The sequence below is a fragment of the Larkinella humicola genome (assembly GCF_008727875.1).
In the GTDB taxonomy this organism is placed as follows: Bacteria; Bacteroidota; Bacteroidia; order Cytophagales; family Spirosomataceae; genus Larkinella; species Larkinella humicola.
The window spans coordinates 91,043-106,515 of record NZ_VTWS01000002.1; the positions used below are offsets into that span (position 1 = coordinate 91,043).

Annotated in this window: 12 protein-coding genes; 7 read left to right on the forward strand and 5 right to left on the reverse strand. The window is 51.4% G+C overall.

Annotated features, from left to right (window positions below; genetic code table 11):
* Positions 1–6 precede the first annotated feature (6 nt).
* Positions 7–1,701 carry an amidohydrolase family protein gene (locus tag F0P93_RS08460; protein WP_150875954.1) on the forward strand — a complete coding sequence of 565 codons (1,695 nt, stop codon included), beginning with the start codon at positions 7–9 and terminating at the stop codon, positions 1,699–1,701.
* 246 nt (positions 1,702–1,947) lie between these two features.
* Entirely contained in the window at positions 1,948–4,263 is a 2,316-nt protein-coding gene (locus tag F0P93_RS08465; RefSeq protein WP_150875955.1) for a S9 family peptidase, read from the forward strand.
* Between the two features lie 111 nt (positions 4,264–4,374).
* Here the strand turns inward: F0P93_RS08465 and F0P93_RS08470 are convergent, their stop codons facing one another.
* Together F0P93_RS08470 and metE are read right to left on the reverse strand one after the other, a co-directional pair.
* Positions 4,375–4,611 carry a cysteine-rich CWC family protein gene (locus F0P93_RS08470; protein WP_150875956.1) on the reverse strand — a complete coding sequence of 79 codons (237 nt, stop codon included), beginning with the start codon at positions 4,609–4,611 and terminating at the stop codon, positions 4,375–4,377.
* A gap of 125 nt (positions 4,612–4,736) precedes the next feature.
* Entirely contained in the window at positions 4,737–7,064 is a 2,328-nt protein-coding gene (metE, locus tag F0P93_RS08475; RefSeq protein WP_150875957.1) for a 5-methyltetrahydropteroyltriglutamate--homocysteine S-methyltransferase, read from the reverse strand.
* Positions 7,065–7,412: 348 nt separating this feature from the next.
* On the opposite strand from metE, the gene F0P93_RS08480 reads away from it, so the two are divergent.
* Together F0P93_RS08480 and F0P93_RS08485 are read left to right on the forward strand one after the other, a co-directional pair.
* Complete coding sequence (locus F0P93_RS08480) at positions 7,413–7,874, forward strand: Lrp/AsnC family transcriptional regulator (RefSeq protein WP_150875958.1); 462 nt, start codon at positions 7,413–7,415, stop codon at positions 7,872–7,874.
* Positions 7,875–7,924: 50 nt separating this feature from the next.
* Entirely contained in the window at positions 7,925–8,374 is a 450-nt protein-coding gene (locus F0P93_RS08485; protein ID WP_150875959.1) for a hypothetical protein, read from the forward strand.
* A 1-nt stretch (position 8,375) separates the two neighbouring features.
* Here the strand turns inward: F0P93_RS08485 and F0P93_RS08490 are convergent, their stop codons facing one another.
* Positions 8,376–9,011 (reverse strand): hypothetical protein, encoded by a 636-nt coding sequence (locus F0P93_RS08490; protein ID WP_150875960.1) that lies wholly within the window; start codon positions 9,009–9,011, stop codon positions 8,376–8,378.
* Between the two features lie 455 nt (positions 9,012–9,466).
* On the opposite strand from F0P93_RS08490, the gene F0P93_RS08495 reads away from it, so the two are divergent.
* From F0P93_RS08495 to bioB, 3 genes are all read left to right on the forward strand, one after another.
* Entirely contained in the window at positions 9,467–10,783 is a 1,317-nt protein-coding gene (locus F0P93_RS08495; protein WP_150875961.1) for a hypothetical protein, read from the forward strand.
* A gap of 29 nt (positions 10,784–10,812) precedes the next feature.
* Entirely contained in the window at positions 10,813–12,105 is a 1,293-nt protein-coding gene (locus F0P93_RS08500; protein ID WP_150875962.1) for a hypothetical protein, read from the forward strand.
* 109 nt (positions 12,106–12,214) lie between these two features.
* Entirely contained in the window at positions 12,215–13,216 is a 1,002-nt protein-coding gene (gene bioB, locus F0P93_RS08505) for a biotin synthase BioB (protein ID WP_150875963.1), read from the forward strand.
* Positions 13,217–13,569: 353 nt separating this feature from the next.
* Here bioB and F0P93_RS08510 read toward each other — a convergent pair whose 3' ends face one another.
* Positions 13,570–14,826 (reverse strand): glycosyltransferase family 4 protein, encoded by a 1,257-nt coding sequence (locus F0P93_RS08510; RefSeq protein WP_150875964.1) that lies wholly within the window; start codon positions 14,824–14,826, stop codon positions 13,570–13,572.
* A gap of 60 nt (positions 14,827–14,886) precedes the next feature.
* Positions 14,887–15,384: a metallophosphoesterase family protein gene (locus F0P93_RS08515; protein ID WP_150875965.1), complete on the reverse strand. Its 498-nt coding sequence runs from the start codon at positions 15,382–15,384 to the stop codon at positions 14,887–14,889.
* Positions 15,385–15,473: the final 89 nt, after the last annotated feature.

Below are 15,473 nucleotides of genomic sequence, written 5' to 3' on the forward strand. Positions count from 1 at the left end.
GCTCCCATGGAAAACCTATTCGATTTTCACTTCCACCTGCTGTTCAAACACCTGATTACGGTGACGAAAAACGGCGGAAAGTTTAAACTCAGCGAGAATGTCAAAACGACCGGGCTTGCTCAATTTCTGAACGATATTTTTGGTGGTCCGTTCGACAGCCAGTCCTCCCCGCTTCAGGTTTCCCAAAGTTCGCTCCGGCTCGGGGTCATTGCCCTGCTGAGTGTCGAGCACGCGTTTGCCAACCGGGTTTTGCACGTTTTCGGGGCTGATTTATCCGGCGTACTGCCGCTCGACAAGGAGGTTTTCAACCGAACCCGAAACGGTGAAACGACGTATTATCAGGAATTTAAGAAACAGATTGCGTTTCATCTCACTACCGCAGCCGAACTCAACAAGCCGCCGTACCAGATTGAATACCTGAACCGCACCACCTGGGCCACCCTGAGCCCGGATGAGGTGACGGCGAAGCTGACCGCCGGAGACAAACGGTATTTTTCGTTTTCCATCGAAGGGGGGCACAACCTGTCGGACGTCCCGATCCGGAAAACGATACCCTCCCGGTTTCCGGAACTGAAACTGAAGGAATTGCAGGACCGGTCGGATGTCGATTTCATCAGCATCAATCTGTGTCACCTGAGCCATATCCCGGAACAGCCGCTGGGCGGTTTTGCGCAGGGATTGAACAAAACGTCGCAACTGGCTTTTGCCAGCGAAGACTTCATGCCGAAAACCGGACTGGGTCTGACGGAACTGGGCAAGAAAGTGATCAAACAGGCGCTGACCCATCCGACGAAGCCCCTACTGATCGATGTGAAGCACATGAGCGTGTATACACGGCTGCATTATTACCGGTATCGGGAGCAACTGGCCATCATCGACCCCGAGGTGGAGCGACTGCCAATTATGACCTCCCACACCGGTTTTACATTTTACACCCTCGACGATTACCTGCAAAACAAGCGGTTTCAATCGACGACCGGCAGCGAAGGCGGGCAACCGATCAGTAAAGTAGCGCCGGAAAACCGGCGCATCGGGCGAACCAACGACCTCATCAACAAGGGTCTTTTTGGCAATCCGTGGACCATCAACCTGTTCGATGAAGAGATTGTCGAGATCATGCTGTCGAACGGGATGATGGGCATCAGTCTCGATCAGCGGATTCTGGGCGCGTCCAACCCGGCGGTCGACAGCCGTAGAGATCGCTTTTTTGAAGAAGAATACATGGCCCGTCCGGAATGGGAAAAGATGTTTCGGGATGGGAAGTTACCGGGCGCTACGGAGTCGCTTTTTGGGGGAATTGCCCCATCGAAGCAGGAGCGCCACAGTATGCTGTTGTGTCTGCACCTGGTTCATGCCGTCCGCGTCGGCTACTCTGCCCTGAACTGGATCGAAAACACTTCGCCCTGGGATCACCTCTGCGTCGGCTCGGATTTCGACGGACTGATCAACCCGATCAACGGTTTTGACGATGTACTCCAACTTTCTAAACTCCGCGGTCAGTTGCTGAAATACCTGCCCCAGGCCGACAAATTCCTGCCCTTCAATCCGGATCAGAAAGCACTTCGGTACAAGAACGACGGCTCCGTCGACGCAGCTTTTCTGAATGACGTCATCGATAAATTTCTGTTCAAAAACGGCCTGCGGTTCACCGTGCGGTTTTTACACAACTGGCAACCGGTTCCGGTGGAGGTTCCGTTTTAGAACCCCAAACTTTTTTTCATTACAACGCAACCATTTTCGCCCCTGACTCGTATATCCGGCACAGAAGCCTTTGGCTCGACCTACCTATGATAACGAAGCGCCAGGGGAACCGCTGATGTTACCGGCTCGCGTCATGAGGTTCTGACTGAACACGCCCGGTCCTTCCGAATCGCTCGGAATGGCCGGGTGTTCTGTTTTTTCGTATTTTCGTGAAAATTCCCGCTGCTACTTCCAATCTTTTCCCTGATGAAAATTCCACGTCTGCTAACCCACCTGTCAACCGGATGGCTCATCCGTTCATCGTTTCTATTTCTGCTTTGCTGGCTGGCAAACGGTTTTGCAGGTTCAGTTTGGGCGCAGGGGAAACTGGAGGACTATAAACGGTCGGTGGCTTTGAAGGAAACGCTACGGAATAAAGTCTATAACGCCCCGAACAACGTCTATTGGACACCCGCTCAGAAACTCTGGTATTTGGTCCGAACGGCACGCGGACTGGAATTTGTGGTGGTCGATCCCCGGAAAAAGACGCGCCAACCCGCCTTCGACCAGGAACAACTGGCGAAAAAATTATCCGAAGCAACGGGTAAAAAAATCGATCCGTTCAATTTGCCGTTCACGTCCATCACCTATGGAAAGGACGATGAAGAACTCGAATTTGCGGCCGAAGGGTCCACCTGGCAAGTGTCGACCGGCGCGTTTGCCTTTAGGAAAAAAGGCGTATTTCAGGCCGAACCCGCCGACCGCGGCTATTGGGGCAACAGCCGCAGCGAACGCGACGGGAAACCGGTTTTTTCGCCCGACAGTTCCCAAACCGCTTTCATCAAAAACGACAACCTGTACATTCGTTCCGAAAAAACAAAGCAGGAAACCCAGCTCAGCTACGATGGCTCGGAAGGCGACTATTATTCCAGTTACATTCAGTGGTCACCCGATGGGAAGAAGCTGGTTACCAACAAGGTTCGCCCGAACGCCAAACGCCTGATTCACTTCGTCCGATCGTCGCCGGACGACCAGCTTCAACCCAAACTGGAAACCCGCGAATATCTGAAACCGGGCGATGCACTGCCGGTTCGGCGGCCTCAGCTTTTCTGGGTCGAAACCCAAAAGCAGATTTCGGTCGATGATGCGCTGTTTAACCAGCAATTCAGTCTGTCGCGGCTGGAGTGGCGCAAAGACAGCCGTGCGTTTACGTTTGAATACAACCAGCGTGGCCACCAGATTTACCGGATTCTGGACGTCAATGCCACCACCGGCGTCGTAAAACCGCTCATTGAAGAACGCAGCAATACGTTTATCGATTACAGCGGGAAACGCGCCCGCCACGATGTCAACGACGGGCAGGAGATCGTCTGGGCGTCGGAGCGCGACGGCTGGAACCACCTGTACCTGATCGATGGCGTTACCGGAAAAGTGAAAAAACAGATTACCAAAGGGGAATGGGTAATTCGGAATCTGGTGCATGTCGACGACAAAAACCGGACGATTCTGTTTGCCGCCAGCGGCCGGAACGCCGACCAGGACCCGTATTTCGTTCACTACTACAAAGTTAATTTCGACGGTTCCGGCCTGACGGCCCTGACAACCGAAAACGCCAACCACACGGCTACGTTTTCACCGGATTTCAGCTATTTTGTTGATTCTTATTCCCGTGTGGACCTGCCGCCGGTGACGGTTTTGCGAAATTCTGCCGATGGCAGCGTGGCGCTTGAACTTGAAAAAGCCGACATCAGCGTCTGGCAAAAAGCGGGCTGGAAAGAACCGGAAGTGTTTTCGGCCAAAGGGCGCGACGGAAAAACCGACATCTGGGGCATCATCATTCGTCCGACCAACTTTGATCCCAACAAAAAATACCCGGTCATCGAAAATATTTACGCCGGGCCGCACGGTTCGTTCGTACCGAAGTCGTTCATGAGCAATTATGTGTCGATGCATGAACTGGCCGAACTGGGTTTTATCGTCGTGCAAATCGACGGCATGGGAACCTCCAACCGTTCCAAAGCCTTTCAGGACGTGTGTTGGAAAAATCTGAAAGATGCCGGTTTTCCCGATCGGATTCTGTGGTTGAAAGCGGCTGCTCAAAAATACAATCACTTGGATTTGAACAAAGTAGGCATTTTCGGAACGTCGGCGGGTGGACAAAGCGCAACGGCAGCGCTCCTGTTTCATCCCGAATTTTACAAAGCCGCCGTTTCGTCCTGTGGCTGCCACGACAACCGCATGGACAAAATGTGGTGGAACGAACAGTGGATGGGCTACCCCATTGGGCCACAATACGATGAATGTTCCAACGTCACGAACGCACACAAATTGCAGGGAAATTTGTTGCTGCTCGTGGGCGAAGTGGACGACAACGTGGACCCCGCTTCGACCTACCAACTGGCGAATGCACTCATCAAAGCCAATAAAAACTTTGAACTGGTGACCTTACCGGGTCTGGGCCATACGGCGGGTGGCGACTTTGGCGAGCGCAAACGGCGGGATTTTTTCGTCAAAAGTTTGCTGGGCGTCGATCCGCCGAACTGGAATGAAATAGAAAAACAGGTTGCCGGGTCGAGGAACTAATGAAGAGTTTTATCGCAGAGCTAAGCGGAGTAAGAAGGAGTTACGCGGAGAAAACTTTAATAAACTCTTTTTTACTCCGCTTAGCTCTGCGATAAAACTCTTCGGCTCATTTTATTTCTCCTTGATCAGTCCTTCCTGATGCTTTTTTTGGTTGTATTCCGTTCGAACTTCCTGCAAACATTTGGCACACAGACAATTCACAAACCGGGAACGGACGTAATCCCGCTGCTCGTCGCTCAACTGAACCGCCACGCACTTGCAGAGGGTAATGCTCCCCACCTTGCATTCAAAAGCCGCTCCACAACGCGGACAACCGACCGTTTCGTGCTTTTTCGTTTGTGTCTCCATAGGTTTATAACAACGGAAATGAAAAATATTAAATGATGAACGCCAAATGCAAAAGTGTTTCGAAAGCGTCAGCCTACTTTTATATTTAATATTCATCATTTAATATTTTTCATTAAAAAGTTTGGTTACACCCTCTCAATCAGCAGATTCCGCGCCGTTTGGGCGGCCTGCACCATGTTTTTGAGTGCCTGTTCCGTTTCTGGCCAGCGACGGGTTTTCAGTCCACAATCCGGATTGACCCACAGATTCCGAACCGGCAACACATCGGCAGCTTTATGAAGCAACGCAATGATTTCTTCCGTGGTCGGCACGCGCGGGCTGTGAATGTCGTAGACACCGGGGCCAATTTCGTTCGGATAATTGAATTGAACAAAAGCATCCAGCAATTCCATCTGCGACCGCGAGGTTTCGATCGTGATCACGTCGGCGTCCAGATCGGCAATTTGCTGAATGATGTCGTTGAATTCCGAATAACACATGTGCGTGTGAATCTGGGTTTCGTTGCGCACACCCGACGCCGATACCCGGAACGCCTTCACGGCCCAGTCCAGATAGGTTTCCCAGTTTTCGCGACGCAGCGGCAACCCTTCTCGAATGGCCGGTTCGTCGATCTGAATAATCTGAATACCAGCCCGTTCCAGATCGACCACTTCATCCCGGATGGCGAAAGCAATCTGCATACACGTATCCCGGCGCGGCTGATCATCCCGAACAAACGACCATTGCAGAATAGTCACCGGGCCGGTCAGCATCCCTTTGACCGTTTTTTTGGTCAACGATTGCGCATACCCGGCCCAGCGAACCGTCATGGGTTCGGGGCGGTGAACGTCGCCGTAGATGATCGGTGGTTTGACGCAGCGCGAACCGTAACTCTGCACCCAGCCGTTCTGACTAAAGGCAAACCCATCGAGCAACTCGCCGAAGTATTCGACCATGTCGTTGCGCTCAAATTCGCCGTGAACCAGCACATCCAGACCGATTTCTTCCTGCCAGCGGATGGCTTTTTCGGTTTCAACCCGAATAAAATCTTCGTAGTGCTCCAGCGTCTTCTCCCCTTTTTTGAACTTTGCCCGGTTGATGCGCACGTCGTCGGTTTGCGGAAACGAGCCAATGGTCGTTGTCGGGAAAAGCGGCAGATTCAACCGCTCGTGCTGGAGGCTTTGGCGCCGGTGAAAGGATGCGTTCCGGTGCGTATCACTGTCGGTCAATTGGCTCACCCGTTGCTGAACGTCCGGGCGGTTGATCAGCGTGGATTGTCGGCGCACCGCCAAAACCGTCTCATTTTCAATCAGCCAGGTCTGCGCCTGTTCGCTGTCGGGCTGAGCCACAATCGTTGCCAGCCTGACCACTTCGACCAGTTTCTGTTTGGCAAAAGCCAGCCATTGTTTGATTTCGGGCGTTAAACCGCTGGTTTCCGTTTCCGCATCCAGATCGCAGGGGGTATGCAGCAAGGAACACGAAGGCGCTATCCACACACGGTTTGGGCCCAGGGCGTCAGTGGCTTTCCGAATCAGGCTGAGCGAACGGGTCAGGTCATTGATCCAGATGTTCCGGCCATCCACTACGCCCAGCGACAGAATGGTTTTGCGATTCACAAAATCCGTGTGCAGCAGATCATCCAGTTGATTGGGGCAGCGAACCAGGTCGATGTGCAGCGCATCGACCGGCAATTGCGTCGCCAGACTGAGGTTTTCGCCAAAACATTCGAAATACGAAGCGACCAGCAATTTCAGATTCGGAAACCGTTCGCGGAAAAACCGGTAGGCTGTGGCGTAGGCTGTTTGGTGTTGCTCATCGGCATTCAGCACCAGACCCGGTTCATCAAACTGAATCCATTCGGCGCCCTGTGCCTCCAAACGGCTCAGAATCTGTTCGTACACCGGCAGCAGTCGTTCGAGCAAATCCAGCCGGTGAAAACCGTCCTCTTTTTCTTTTCCCAGCAACAGATACGTTACCGGCCCCGGCAAAACCGGTTTTGGAACACGACCCAATACGGTTTTAGCTTCCTCAAAATCCGTGAAAATTTTCCCGGAACGCAGCGAAAACGACTGCGCTTTGCTGAATTCGGGAACGAGGTAATGGTAGTTGGTATCGAACCACTTCGTCATTTCCAGGGCGATGAGATCCAGGCCGTCCTGTTGATAGCCGCGAGCCATCGCAAAATACAAGTCCAGTTCGCGGATTTCCGGTTTTTCGGCGAGGGGCCAAAACCGTTCCGGAATGGCATCGACGGTCAGTGACCAATCCAGGATGTGATCGTAAAACGAGAAATCGTTGCACGGAATGAGCGAAATGCCAGCCTGTTGCTGAGTCAGCCAGTTGTCGCGCCGGATGCGCTGCCCGGCTTCAACCAGTTGGTCATGCGTCATTTTTCCGGCCCAGTACTGCTCACTGGCCTTTTTGAGTTCGCGGTGGCTACCGATTCGTGGATAGCCGAGGTTGTTTGCGTGCATTTGTGTGGGTTGGTTAAAAAGGGTACAGAATTCTTTGCTTAAAACCCCACACTGCGAAAAACCAACTTCCATGACACACCTCACCCAGGCCCTTAAAAACAGGACGATACGTAAAAGTCAGGAACGGATGGAAGCCCGGAAGCGTGTAGGCTTAATCAACGCGGAAAGAAAAGTGCTGTCAAAGGCAATTGAATCCTGTACCGGGTTAAAAATCTCGACAAATTTAGACAGCAAGATTAAATATCTATTATTAAGTATATAACTTAGAATAATAATCTATATTCGTTTACTTAATAGACATTTTTACTTTTAGTAAGTCCTTTTTCACCAATAGAAAGAAATTTTTCCGTGGAAAAACCAGATCACATAGATGTTCAGTTGCTTAAACTGTTGGGAGAAAATTCGAATGTGACCATTAAGGAATTGGCAGATCAGGTAAACCTGTCGCACACACCGGTTTTTGAAAGGGTGAAAAGATTGGAGTCGAATGGGTACATCAAAAAATACATCGCCATCATCGATGCGGAAAAGCTTCATTACGGATTAATCGTTTTTTGTAATATCAAGCTTAAGCAGCACGATCGAAGGATTGGTCATGAGTTTGTAAGCGACATTCTTAGACTGGAAGAAGTCGTTGAATGCTACAATATTTCCGGGGATTTCGACTTTCTATTGAAAGTGTATGCGAAAGACATGAAGCACTACCAAGATTTTGTGTTCAATAAACTTGGTTCGGTGACAAGCATTGGAAGTACCCACAGTACCTTTGTAATGTGTGAAAACAAAAACTCCTATAACGTTAATTTGTAGTTAGTGACTCCGATTCTTCTCAACCGATTAACCGGAAAAACCAAAAAATCATGCGCTATTTCCTGCCTTTAGGACTCCTGATTTTGATACTGAGTAGCTGTGGTGACGGTTCCCGGCGGTCGGAAACGACGGAAAACCGGGCTGATTCGACGGTTACGTCTATCGATACCGTTTGCTACCGGCAGGTGGTGGGGCGCGATACCACGCTCCTCCGACTGGTCATTCAGGGCGCCGACGTAACCGGCGAGCTGGCCATTTTGCCGTATGAAAAAGACCGGGCGCGGGGTCTGTTGAAGGGAACGTTAACGAAGAATCAAATCCAGGCCGACTGGCAGCGTTCGGGTGAAGGCGTGACGCAACCGCACGAAATCACCTTCACGCTCACCGGCGATGCCATTAGGTGGCACGAAGGCGAGCGTGTTGAAAAAGAAGGGCGATGGGTGTTGAAAGAACCGGAAGGCGGATTTGACTATACGTTACTAAAAACGGAATGTTGGTAAATTACTCCAACCCTAAATCCGTCAGGATTTTCTGCGTTTTGGCGTCGTAACTCTCCACGGTTTTCAGTTCAATGGCGAAGGAGTTGTTTTTGCCAAACGAACTCGCATCGATGATTTTGGAAACCCGGTAATCCAGTTGTTCGGGTTTAAACCGGACGTTAAACAACGGCTTCGGTTTGTTGGGATACTGGCTGTGGTACAGCAGTTGTTTCATCGCAAGCGGGCGTTTTTCGGGCGCCACCGACTCCAGCAAATCACCGAGTTCGCTTTTCATTTGCTCATACCATTCGGCCACCACTTCGACCGGCAATTCAGCTTCCCACTGCGAAATGTGCTGCCATTCTCTCAGCACACCCACCACTAATTTTTTAGCCGACCCTTTGCCATTTTCGGCAAAACGAAGGGTGTATAACAGAATGGGAATTTCCAGGTTCTGCTCCGGCCCCAATCCTTCAATGTAGGCATACTGATACCCTTCGTACGAATGCCGTTCGTTTCGGAACCATTCTTCAATGCCAAAGCCGTAGGTAGCTTCAAAAGCCGTCCGGCTTGAGGTGGCATTATCAGACTTATAATTAGGGCCGGATGGTTCTTTATAGCCCCTATTATTATTCGTTAAACGAGCAAGATAAAACATACTATTAGGTTTTGATACTATGTAAATTTGTATTTTCGTTTAAATCAAAAAACGATTGCACTTTCCTTTCAATCCTTATGAAGCACCTCAACGTCTCTCGAAAAACCGAAAAATTGAATCGCAAAAAGCCTGAAGTGAACAAAAAGATCACTTAGGCAGACTTCATCACGCTGCGGTTCAATAGAAAGGATCAGCTAGTAATCAGTAGATTAGTGAACGAAACATTCGCCAAAAAACCGGTAACCGCATTGATGCTGGTTTTTGTTTTATCGTACCGGTTGGATAGCCAGTTGGGCGGTGTTCACAAGTCAAGATCGTAGTTCTACTGCAAAGGTCGCCAAATCTGACAATTTAGCCAACAATTTTTACGCCTGGCCGAGTATGATTTTTTTTATTTGGCAGCCACAGCGACAATACCGAACTTTACCCCCGAATTAAAACCACCCATTCGTTACATGCTATTTTTTGAGGATACGGTTTCAGTCGTAAAAGTCGTCGTTTCATTACTTCTCGCTCTGGCCAGTTGGCTTCTGATTCGATTTCCCGCTCCTTTCCGCCACCACCTGAACCCACGGCCCGCTTTGACGCTCTGGGTTTCGTTCATCGTTTTCCGGGTTATCCCGTTCATTATCGTGTATCTGATCCTGGATTTTGCCCCCCGCAGCGACACCGAATTCTTCTACAAGAAAGCCATTGCAGCTTTTGCGGGCAAAATGGTCTACCGGGATTTTCTCTCCTACCACGGTCCGCTGTTTGGCTACCTCATCAGTCTGCCACTTTACCTCTGGTACAATGCCAAAATTCTGATTCCCTTCATGGCACTCATCGAGTTCGCCATCGTCTGGGCCACCTGGCGGTATTACCAGGCCAGCCGACCGGATTCCCTGCTGATGGCGGTTTTGTATTTTTTGTTGCCCATGCCGTTTGTCGCCATGATCCTGAGCAGCGAAGAAGACGTCTGGTTCTGGGGGGTAGGTCTCATCACTTTGCTCTACACCCATCGTACGCAGAGCAGCCTGTGGATCGGGATCATCTGGGGGCTGTCGATGATTGTCATCAAAAGCATGATCATCGTGCTGCTGGTGCCGGTTTTCTTTCTGGTCGACAACAAATTCAAGTACGTGCTGGGGCTGGCAATCGTTGGCGTTCCGTCCATTGTCATCCTCTATCTTCTGATGGGCGATGCGTTTCTGATGCCGTTGCAACATTCCGGCTACCACATGACACCCAACATCGTCAGCATCACCCGGCCGTTTCTGAGCAGCCTGTATAACCAGATGAGTCTGACGCGGCTCAACACGATCAGCCTTTTCATCACCATGGCGCTGTCGTCGTGGGTGGCCATCCGGTTCCGGCACCTGGGCTATCGGCAGATTTTCCCCTCGCTCTACATCCTGACGTTCGGCATCTTCATGCTGGCGCAACCCAGCGCCCCCGGTTTTTACCTGTTCATGTACATGATCGTGGTACTGTTTGAAGTGGCCCGACTGGAAGATAAAGCGTTTCATTTTCAGCTCATCCTGCTCAACTTCCTGATTGTCATTCAACCCATCATCTGGGTAATCTATGTCGGGATGCTGAATTATGACGACTGGCAAACCGTTTTTGCCTCCCCGGTGAATACCGCCGATTATCTGATTCAGATCATCGAGGTGGGGCTTTTGCTTTCGTTGGTCTGGCGCACCTTTAACCACCTTAAATCACTGGATCGGACCACGACCCCATCCTTTCCGCCCCAATCCTGGTCGACGGGTCGTTCGTCGGTTTCGTAAGGCGGTTTTTTTTTCATAGAACGTCAACTATGTTTATTGTTTACGCGAAGGCCGTAACCGCTTTCCTGCTGAGTGCCGTGCTGCTGGTTGCGTGGTTCAAACGCCCGGTTCTTGAATCGTTCCTGGCCAAAAAGAAGGTGCCCTGGCTGTTGATTTTCTGGGTTCTGCTGCGGCTGGTTCCGTTTGTGGTCATTTATGTTTTCTTCGACTTTTCGCCCCAGTCGGATGTCGCCAACTACTATTATCCCATTGGCATCTCCGCCAAATTGCGGGAAATCCCGTACCGGGATGTCCTGAATCCGTATTCGCCCTTTTACGGTTTCTGGATGGAAATTCCGCTACTTTTCTGGGACAATACCCGCTCGCTGGTGCTGTTCTTAACGCTGATCGAACTGGTGGCCGTGTGGCTGACATACCGAACCTATGAGGGGGTTATGCCGCGCGCGGAACGGCTTTTTCGGGTGTTGTTTTACCTGCTGTTGCCCGTTCCTTTCGTGATGTCCATTTTGAGCGGGCAGGAAGACGTGGCACTCTGGATTTTTGCCCTGCTGGCCATTGTCGCCCTCCAACGCGATGGCAATGCGTACCTCTGCGGTTTGCTGCTGGCGTTGGGCATACTATCGACCAAAGCGGTTTTTATCCTGATCATTCTGCCATTTTTTCTCCTTACCCGTCGGCTGATTCCGTTGATGGCGGGTCTGGCCACGCTGGGTATCCCGGTTCTGATTTTCCTGTACATTAAAACCGGTTCGTTGTTCATCGAGCAACCGCTGGAAGAAGGAAAATACCTGAAAGCCCCCAACTGGGCTTCCCTGCTGCATCCTTTTACCTCCGGTTTCATCAATGCCGAACTGTCGGTCTGGAACTACGCCGGGCTGGTCATTTGCCTGCTGGTGGGGGTGCAGGTGCTGCGGTTACGCGGAAACCACGATTACCGAACGTATTTTCCGCTGTTCTACATCGCCACGTTCAGCCTGATGACGGTGGTCCAGAAAAATGCCGTTGCCAACTATACTTACCTGTTTATGTTGCCCCTGGTGTTTCAAATGGTCGACTTTCGGAACCGTACGTCGGTGGTTTTTCTGCTGGTGTTCAACATTGCAGCGGCCGTCCATCCGTCCCTGTGGTGGCGAATCGGGCAACCGTATTATCAAACGGTGAGCGAAATTTTCAGTAAACCGGTTTATATCCTGGAATACAGCATCGAGCTTTTCATCGTCGGTTACCTGCTTTATCTGGTGGTAAAGGCGCAAAAACAGCTCAAACTGGCTCCGCAGTTGGCTCCTATTCCACCCCTAAAACCCGAACCAACCCGGATGTAAGTTTCAGAAACCGGTAGACATCGGTGGATTGAAGTGGCTTTGTGTTTGCGCCAAACTCCTCCACCCCCTATATTTGGCTTTATTACCTGACAAGCTCTAGATTGTTGCTATGACTGACGTTCGTACTGACTGGACCCGCGACGAAATCGCCGATATTTATAACTCCCCTGTTCTTGATCTGATCTACCGGGCCGCCACGGTTCATCGCCAGCACCACGATCCGCAGGAAGTGCAGGTTTGCACGCTTCTGTCGGTCAAAACCGGGGGTTGTCCGGAAGACTGTGCCTACTGCCCCCAGGCCGCGCGCTATCACACCAGCGTGAAGGTTCACAAACTCATGGAAGTGGACGAAGTGCTGACGGCCGCGCACCGGGCGAAGGAGTCGGGCAGCACACGTTTCTGCATGGGAGCCGCCTGGCGCGAAGTCCGCGACAACCGGGATTTTGACAAGGTGCTGGAAATGGTGCAGGGCGTCAACCGGATGGGCATGGAAGTGTGCTGCACGCTCGGGATGCTGACGGAAACCCAGGCGGAAAAACTGAAAACCGCCGGGTTGTACGCCTATAACCACAACCTCGACACGAGCGAAGAATACTACGGCGACATCATTTCGACCCGTACCTACGACGACCGGCTGGATACGCTCGGCAACGTTCGGCAGGCCGGTATTTCGGTCTGCTCCGGCGGCATCATCGGCATGGGCGAAAGCCACCAGGACCGCATCGGGATGCTGCTCACCCTGGCCAATTTGCCCGAACACCCCGAATCCGTCCCGGTCAATGCGCTGGTTCCCGTCGAAGGCACTCCGCTGGAAGATCAACCCCGCGTATCGGTTTGGGAAATGCTTCGGATGATTGCCACCGCCCGGATCATCATGCCCAAGGCGATGGTACGTTTATCGGCGGGCCGGGTTCGGATGAACACCGAAGAGCAGGCCTTGTGTTTTCTGGCCGGTGCCAACTCCATTTTTGCCGGTGACAAATTGCTGACCACGCCGAATCCGGAGGAAGACCAGGATCGGCAATTGTTCCAGACACTCAACATCCGCCCGCGCAAGGCGTTTAAGGATGCGGAGAAACCGGCGGTGGTTTTTGAGCAGATTCCGTTGTAAACGGTTTTCGATAGCGATTTTGGGTTACGGCAAGGCGATTGATTGATCGCCTTGCCGTTTTTTTATACTGTTAATCAACTAGTTATAATAACCGCAAGCCCACCGTTTCAACGGTGGGCTCAGAAGAAGAAATGAATTGAAGGATTGAAACCGTTTTAACGGTTTTGAGGCTCTTAAACCGTTAAAACGGTTCTCAACACTGAATCTATTTCGGTAATTTCCCCACGGTTTTAACCGTGGGCTAACAATTAACTTCTTACATCTCTACAACTTACAATTATGACATTTAAAGAGATGAATAGCAGAATTAGAGGGATAAGCGAATAGCACCAAGTACTATCTTAAAAATTCAACTACTTCACAATCACATCCTTTTCTTTCCCGATCGTGTTGAACAGGGCGTCCTCGATCCGGTCGATGGCCTTTTCAAACGTCCACTGCTCCTGAACAATCCGCCGGGCATTGCGCGAAAGGCGATCCGACAGGCCACTATCCGTCAGCACCCGTTCCACGGCCCGCGCCATCTCCTCCGGTTTCCGATTGACCAACAAGCCGTTGTAATTTCCAATGACGGTTTCCCGAACTCCTCCTTCCGCAACGGCTACCACCGGCAAACCACAGGCATTGGCCTCCAAAGGAGCCAGGCCGAAGGGTTCCAGGGTCGACGTGTACAACAGACAGGACGCCGTATTGAGGAGTTGCACCAGTTCCTGATGCGGTATTTTCTCGCGTGGTTCAAAGTTCACCTGCAACGACTGGCTCAGGTTCTTCAACTTGTCGACATACGCTGTATCGCCCATATCGCCCACCCAGATCAGTTTCGGACGAATGGCTTCGGGGATTAAGGCCAGCGACTCAATGGCCAGATCGGGCCGTTTGTGCTGAAAAAACGCCCCCAAGCCCATCACAAACGGCTCGCGGGGCAAATTTTGATAAGGAAACAGGCTGGCGTCGATGCCCAGATAACAGACTTCACCCGCGCCACCGTAGGCCCGAAGCACGTTTTCGTTGCTGAAATAAGAATTGACCAGCACTTTATCGTAACTGCGGTAGTTCTGAATTTCCTCCCGTACCCGCACCCGTGCCTGACGAATCTTGAACATATCGTCCCAATACTGGCTCCGGTAGTCAGCATTCCTCCAGTTTCTGTTGGCCGGTGGAAGACCTTCCCAAATCAATTCCGGTGACGATTCAAAGAGTGTACGGTTGGGTTCGCCCAGATACAGGGCTTTCGGGATAGTAACGAACCGCCCGATGTAAGGCATCGAAAAGTTGATGCAGGAATTGGCAAACAGGACGTCAAAACCGCCCGCGTTGATCTGATCGGCACAGCGGCTGCAAAAGTCAAGCATCCGCCGGATGCGGGTTTCCGGCTCAAATTTCAACGCCCAGAGCTTATCCCGGTATTCGTCCCGGATGCGGATGTCCATCGACAACGGCAGGATGTGCGTCTTGGCCACATACCGGTCCACGTCCAGAAACTTCGTATCGGCGACCGACGACGTCCACACTTCAATGGAATGACCGCGCTGGGCAAGCCCTTTAATATGCTGGTGCAAAGCCCGGCTTCCGCCCCCGCTCCGCAGATTATGCCAAACTGCAATTTTCATCAACTACCACTCATTCAGGTAAACCAGTTGCCAATATAGTATTAATTTTCGGCAACTTTTTTACCGCTTACCCAATTCTATCACTTCCATATCCCGGACCCGACCCGCGTCGAGCGTAAACCGCAACACGGTTCGAACCGGATGAAAACCGTGTTTCCCGGCAGCTCCGGGGTTGATAAACAGCAGGTTATTGATTTTTGGATCGCGGGTAACCTTTAAAATATGGGAGTGACCACACACAAACAGATCGGGTGAATGCTGGATCAAACCGGGCCGGACAATAGGATTATACCGGGGCGGTGTGCCCCCGATGTGCGTCATCCAGATGGAAAGGCCCTCCAGATCAAACCGCTGGTGTTCGGGACACTCGTGGGTTACGTCCCGGTCGTCGATGTTGCCGAAGACACCCCGGAACGGTTTAAAAGCCCGCAAATCGTCAATGATCTTCACCGAGCCAATGTCACCGGCATGCCAGATTTCATCGCATTCCGCGAAATGGGTGAACAGGTACGGGTCTAAAAAACCGTGGGTGTCGGAAAGCAGGCCAATGCGAGTCAAAATAGAGAAGGGTTATTACGCAGAGTTACACAGAGAAAATCAGAGTTACGCAAAGTTCAAATTGTAGGACTTACGTCTGATAATTCTAT

Coding starts and splice junctions, on each gene's coding strand:
- F0P93_RS08460 (WP_150875954.1), top strand. CDS start 7: ATGGAAAACCTATTCGATTTTCACTTCCACCTGCTGTTCAAACACCTG.
- F0P93_RS08465 (WP_150875955.1), top strand. CDS start 1,948: ATGAAAATTCCACGTCTGCTAACCCACCTGTCAACCGGATGGCTCATC.
- F0P93_RS08470 (WP_150875956.1), bottom strand. CDS start 4,611: ATGGAGACACAAACGAAAAAGCACGAAACGGTCGGTTGTCCGCGTTGT.
- metE (WP_150875957.1), bottom strand. CDS start 7,064: ATGCACGCAAACAACCTCGGCTATCCACGAATCGGTAGCCACCGCGAA.
- F0P93_RS08485 (WP_150875959.1), top strand. CDS start 7,925: ATGCGCTATTTCCTGCCTTTAGGACTCCTGATTTTGATACTGAGTAGC.
- F0P93_RS08490 (WP_150875960.1), bottom strand. CDS start 9,011: ATGTTTTATCTTGCTCGTTTAACGAATAATAATAGGGGCTATAAAGAA.
- F0P93_RS08495 (WP_150875961.1), top strand. CDS start 9,467: ATGCTATTTTTTGAGGATACGGTTTCAGTCGTAAAAGTCGTCGTTTCA.
- F0P93_RS08500 (WP_150875962.1), top strand. CDS start 10,813: ATGTTTATTGTTTACGCGAAGGCCGTAACCGCTTTCCTGCTGAGTGCC.
- bioB (WP_150875963.1), top strand. CDS start 12,215: ATGACTGACGTTCGTACTGACTGGACCCGCGACGAAATCGCCGATATT.
- F0P93_RS08510 (WP_150875964.1), bottom strand. CDS start 14,826: ATGAAAATTGCAGTTTGGCATAATCTGCGGAGCGGGGGCGGAAGCCGG.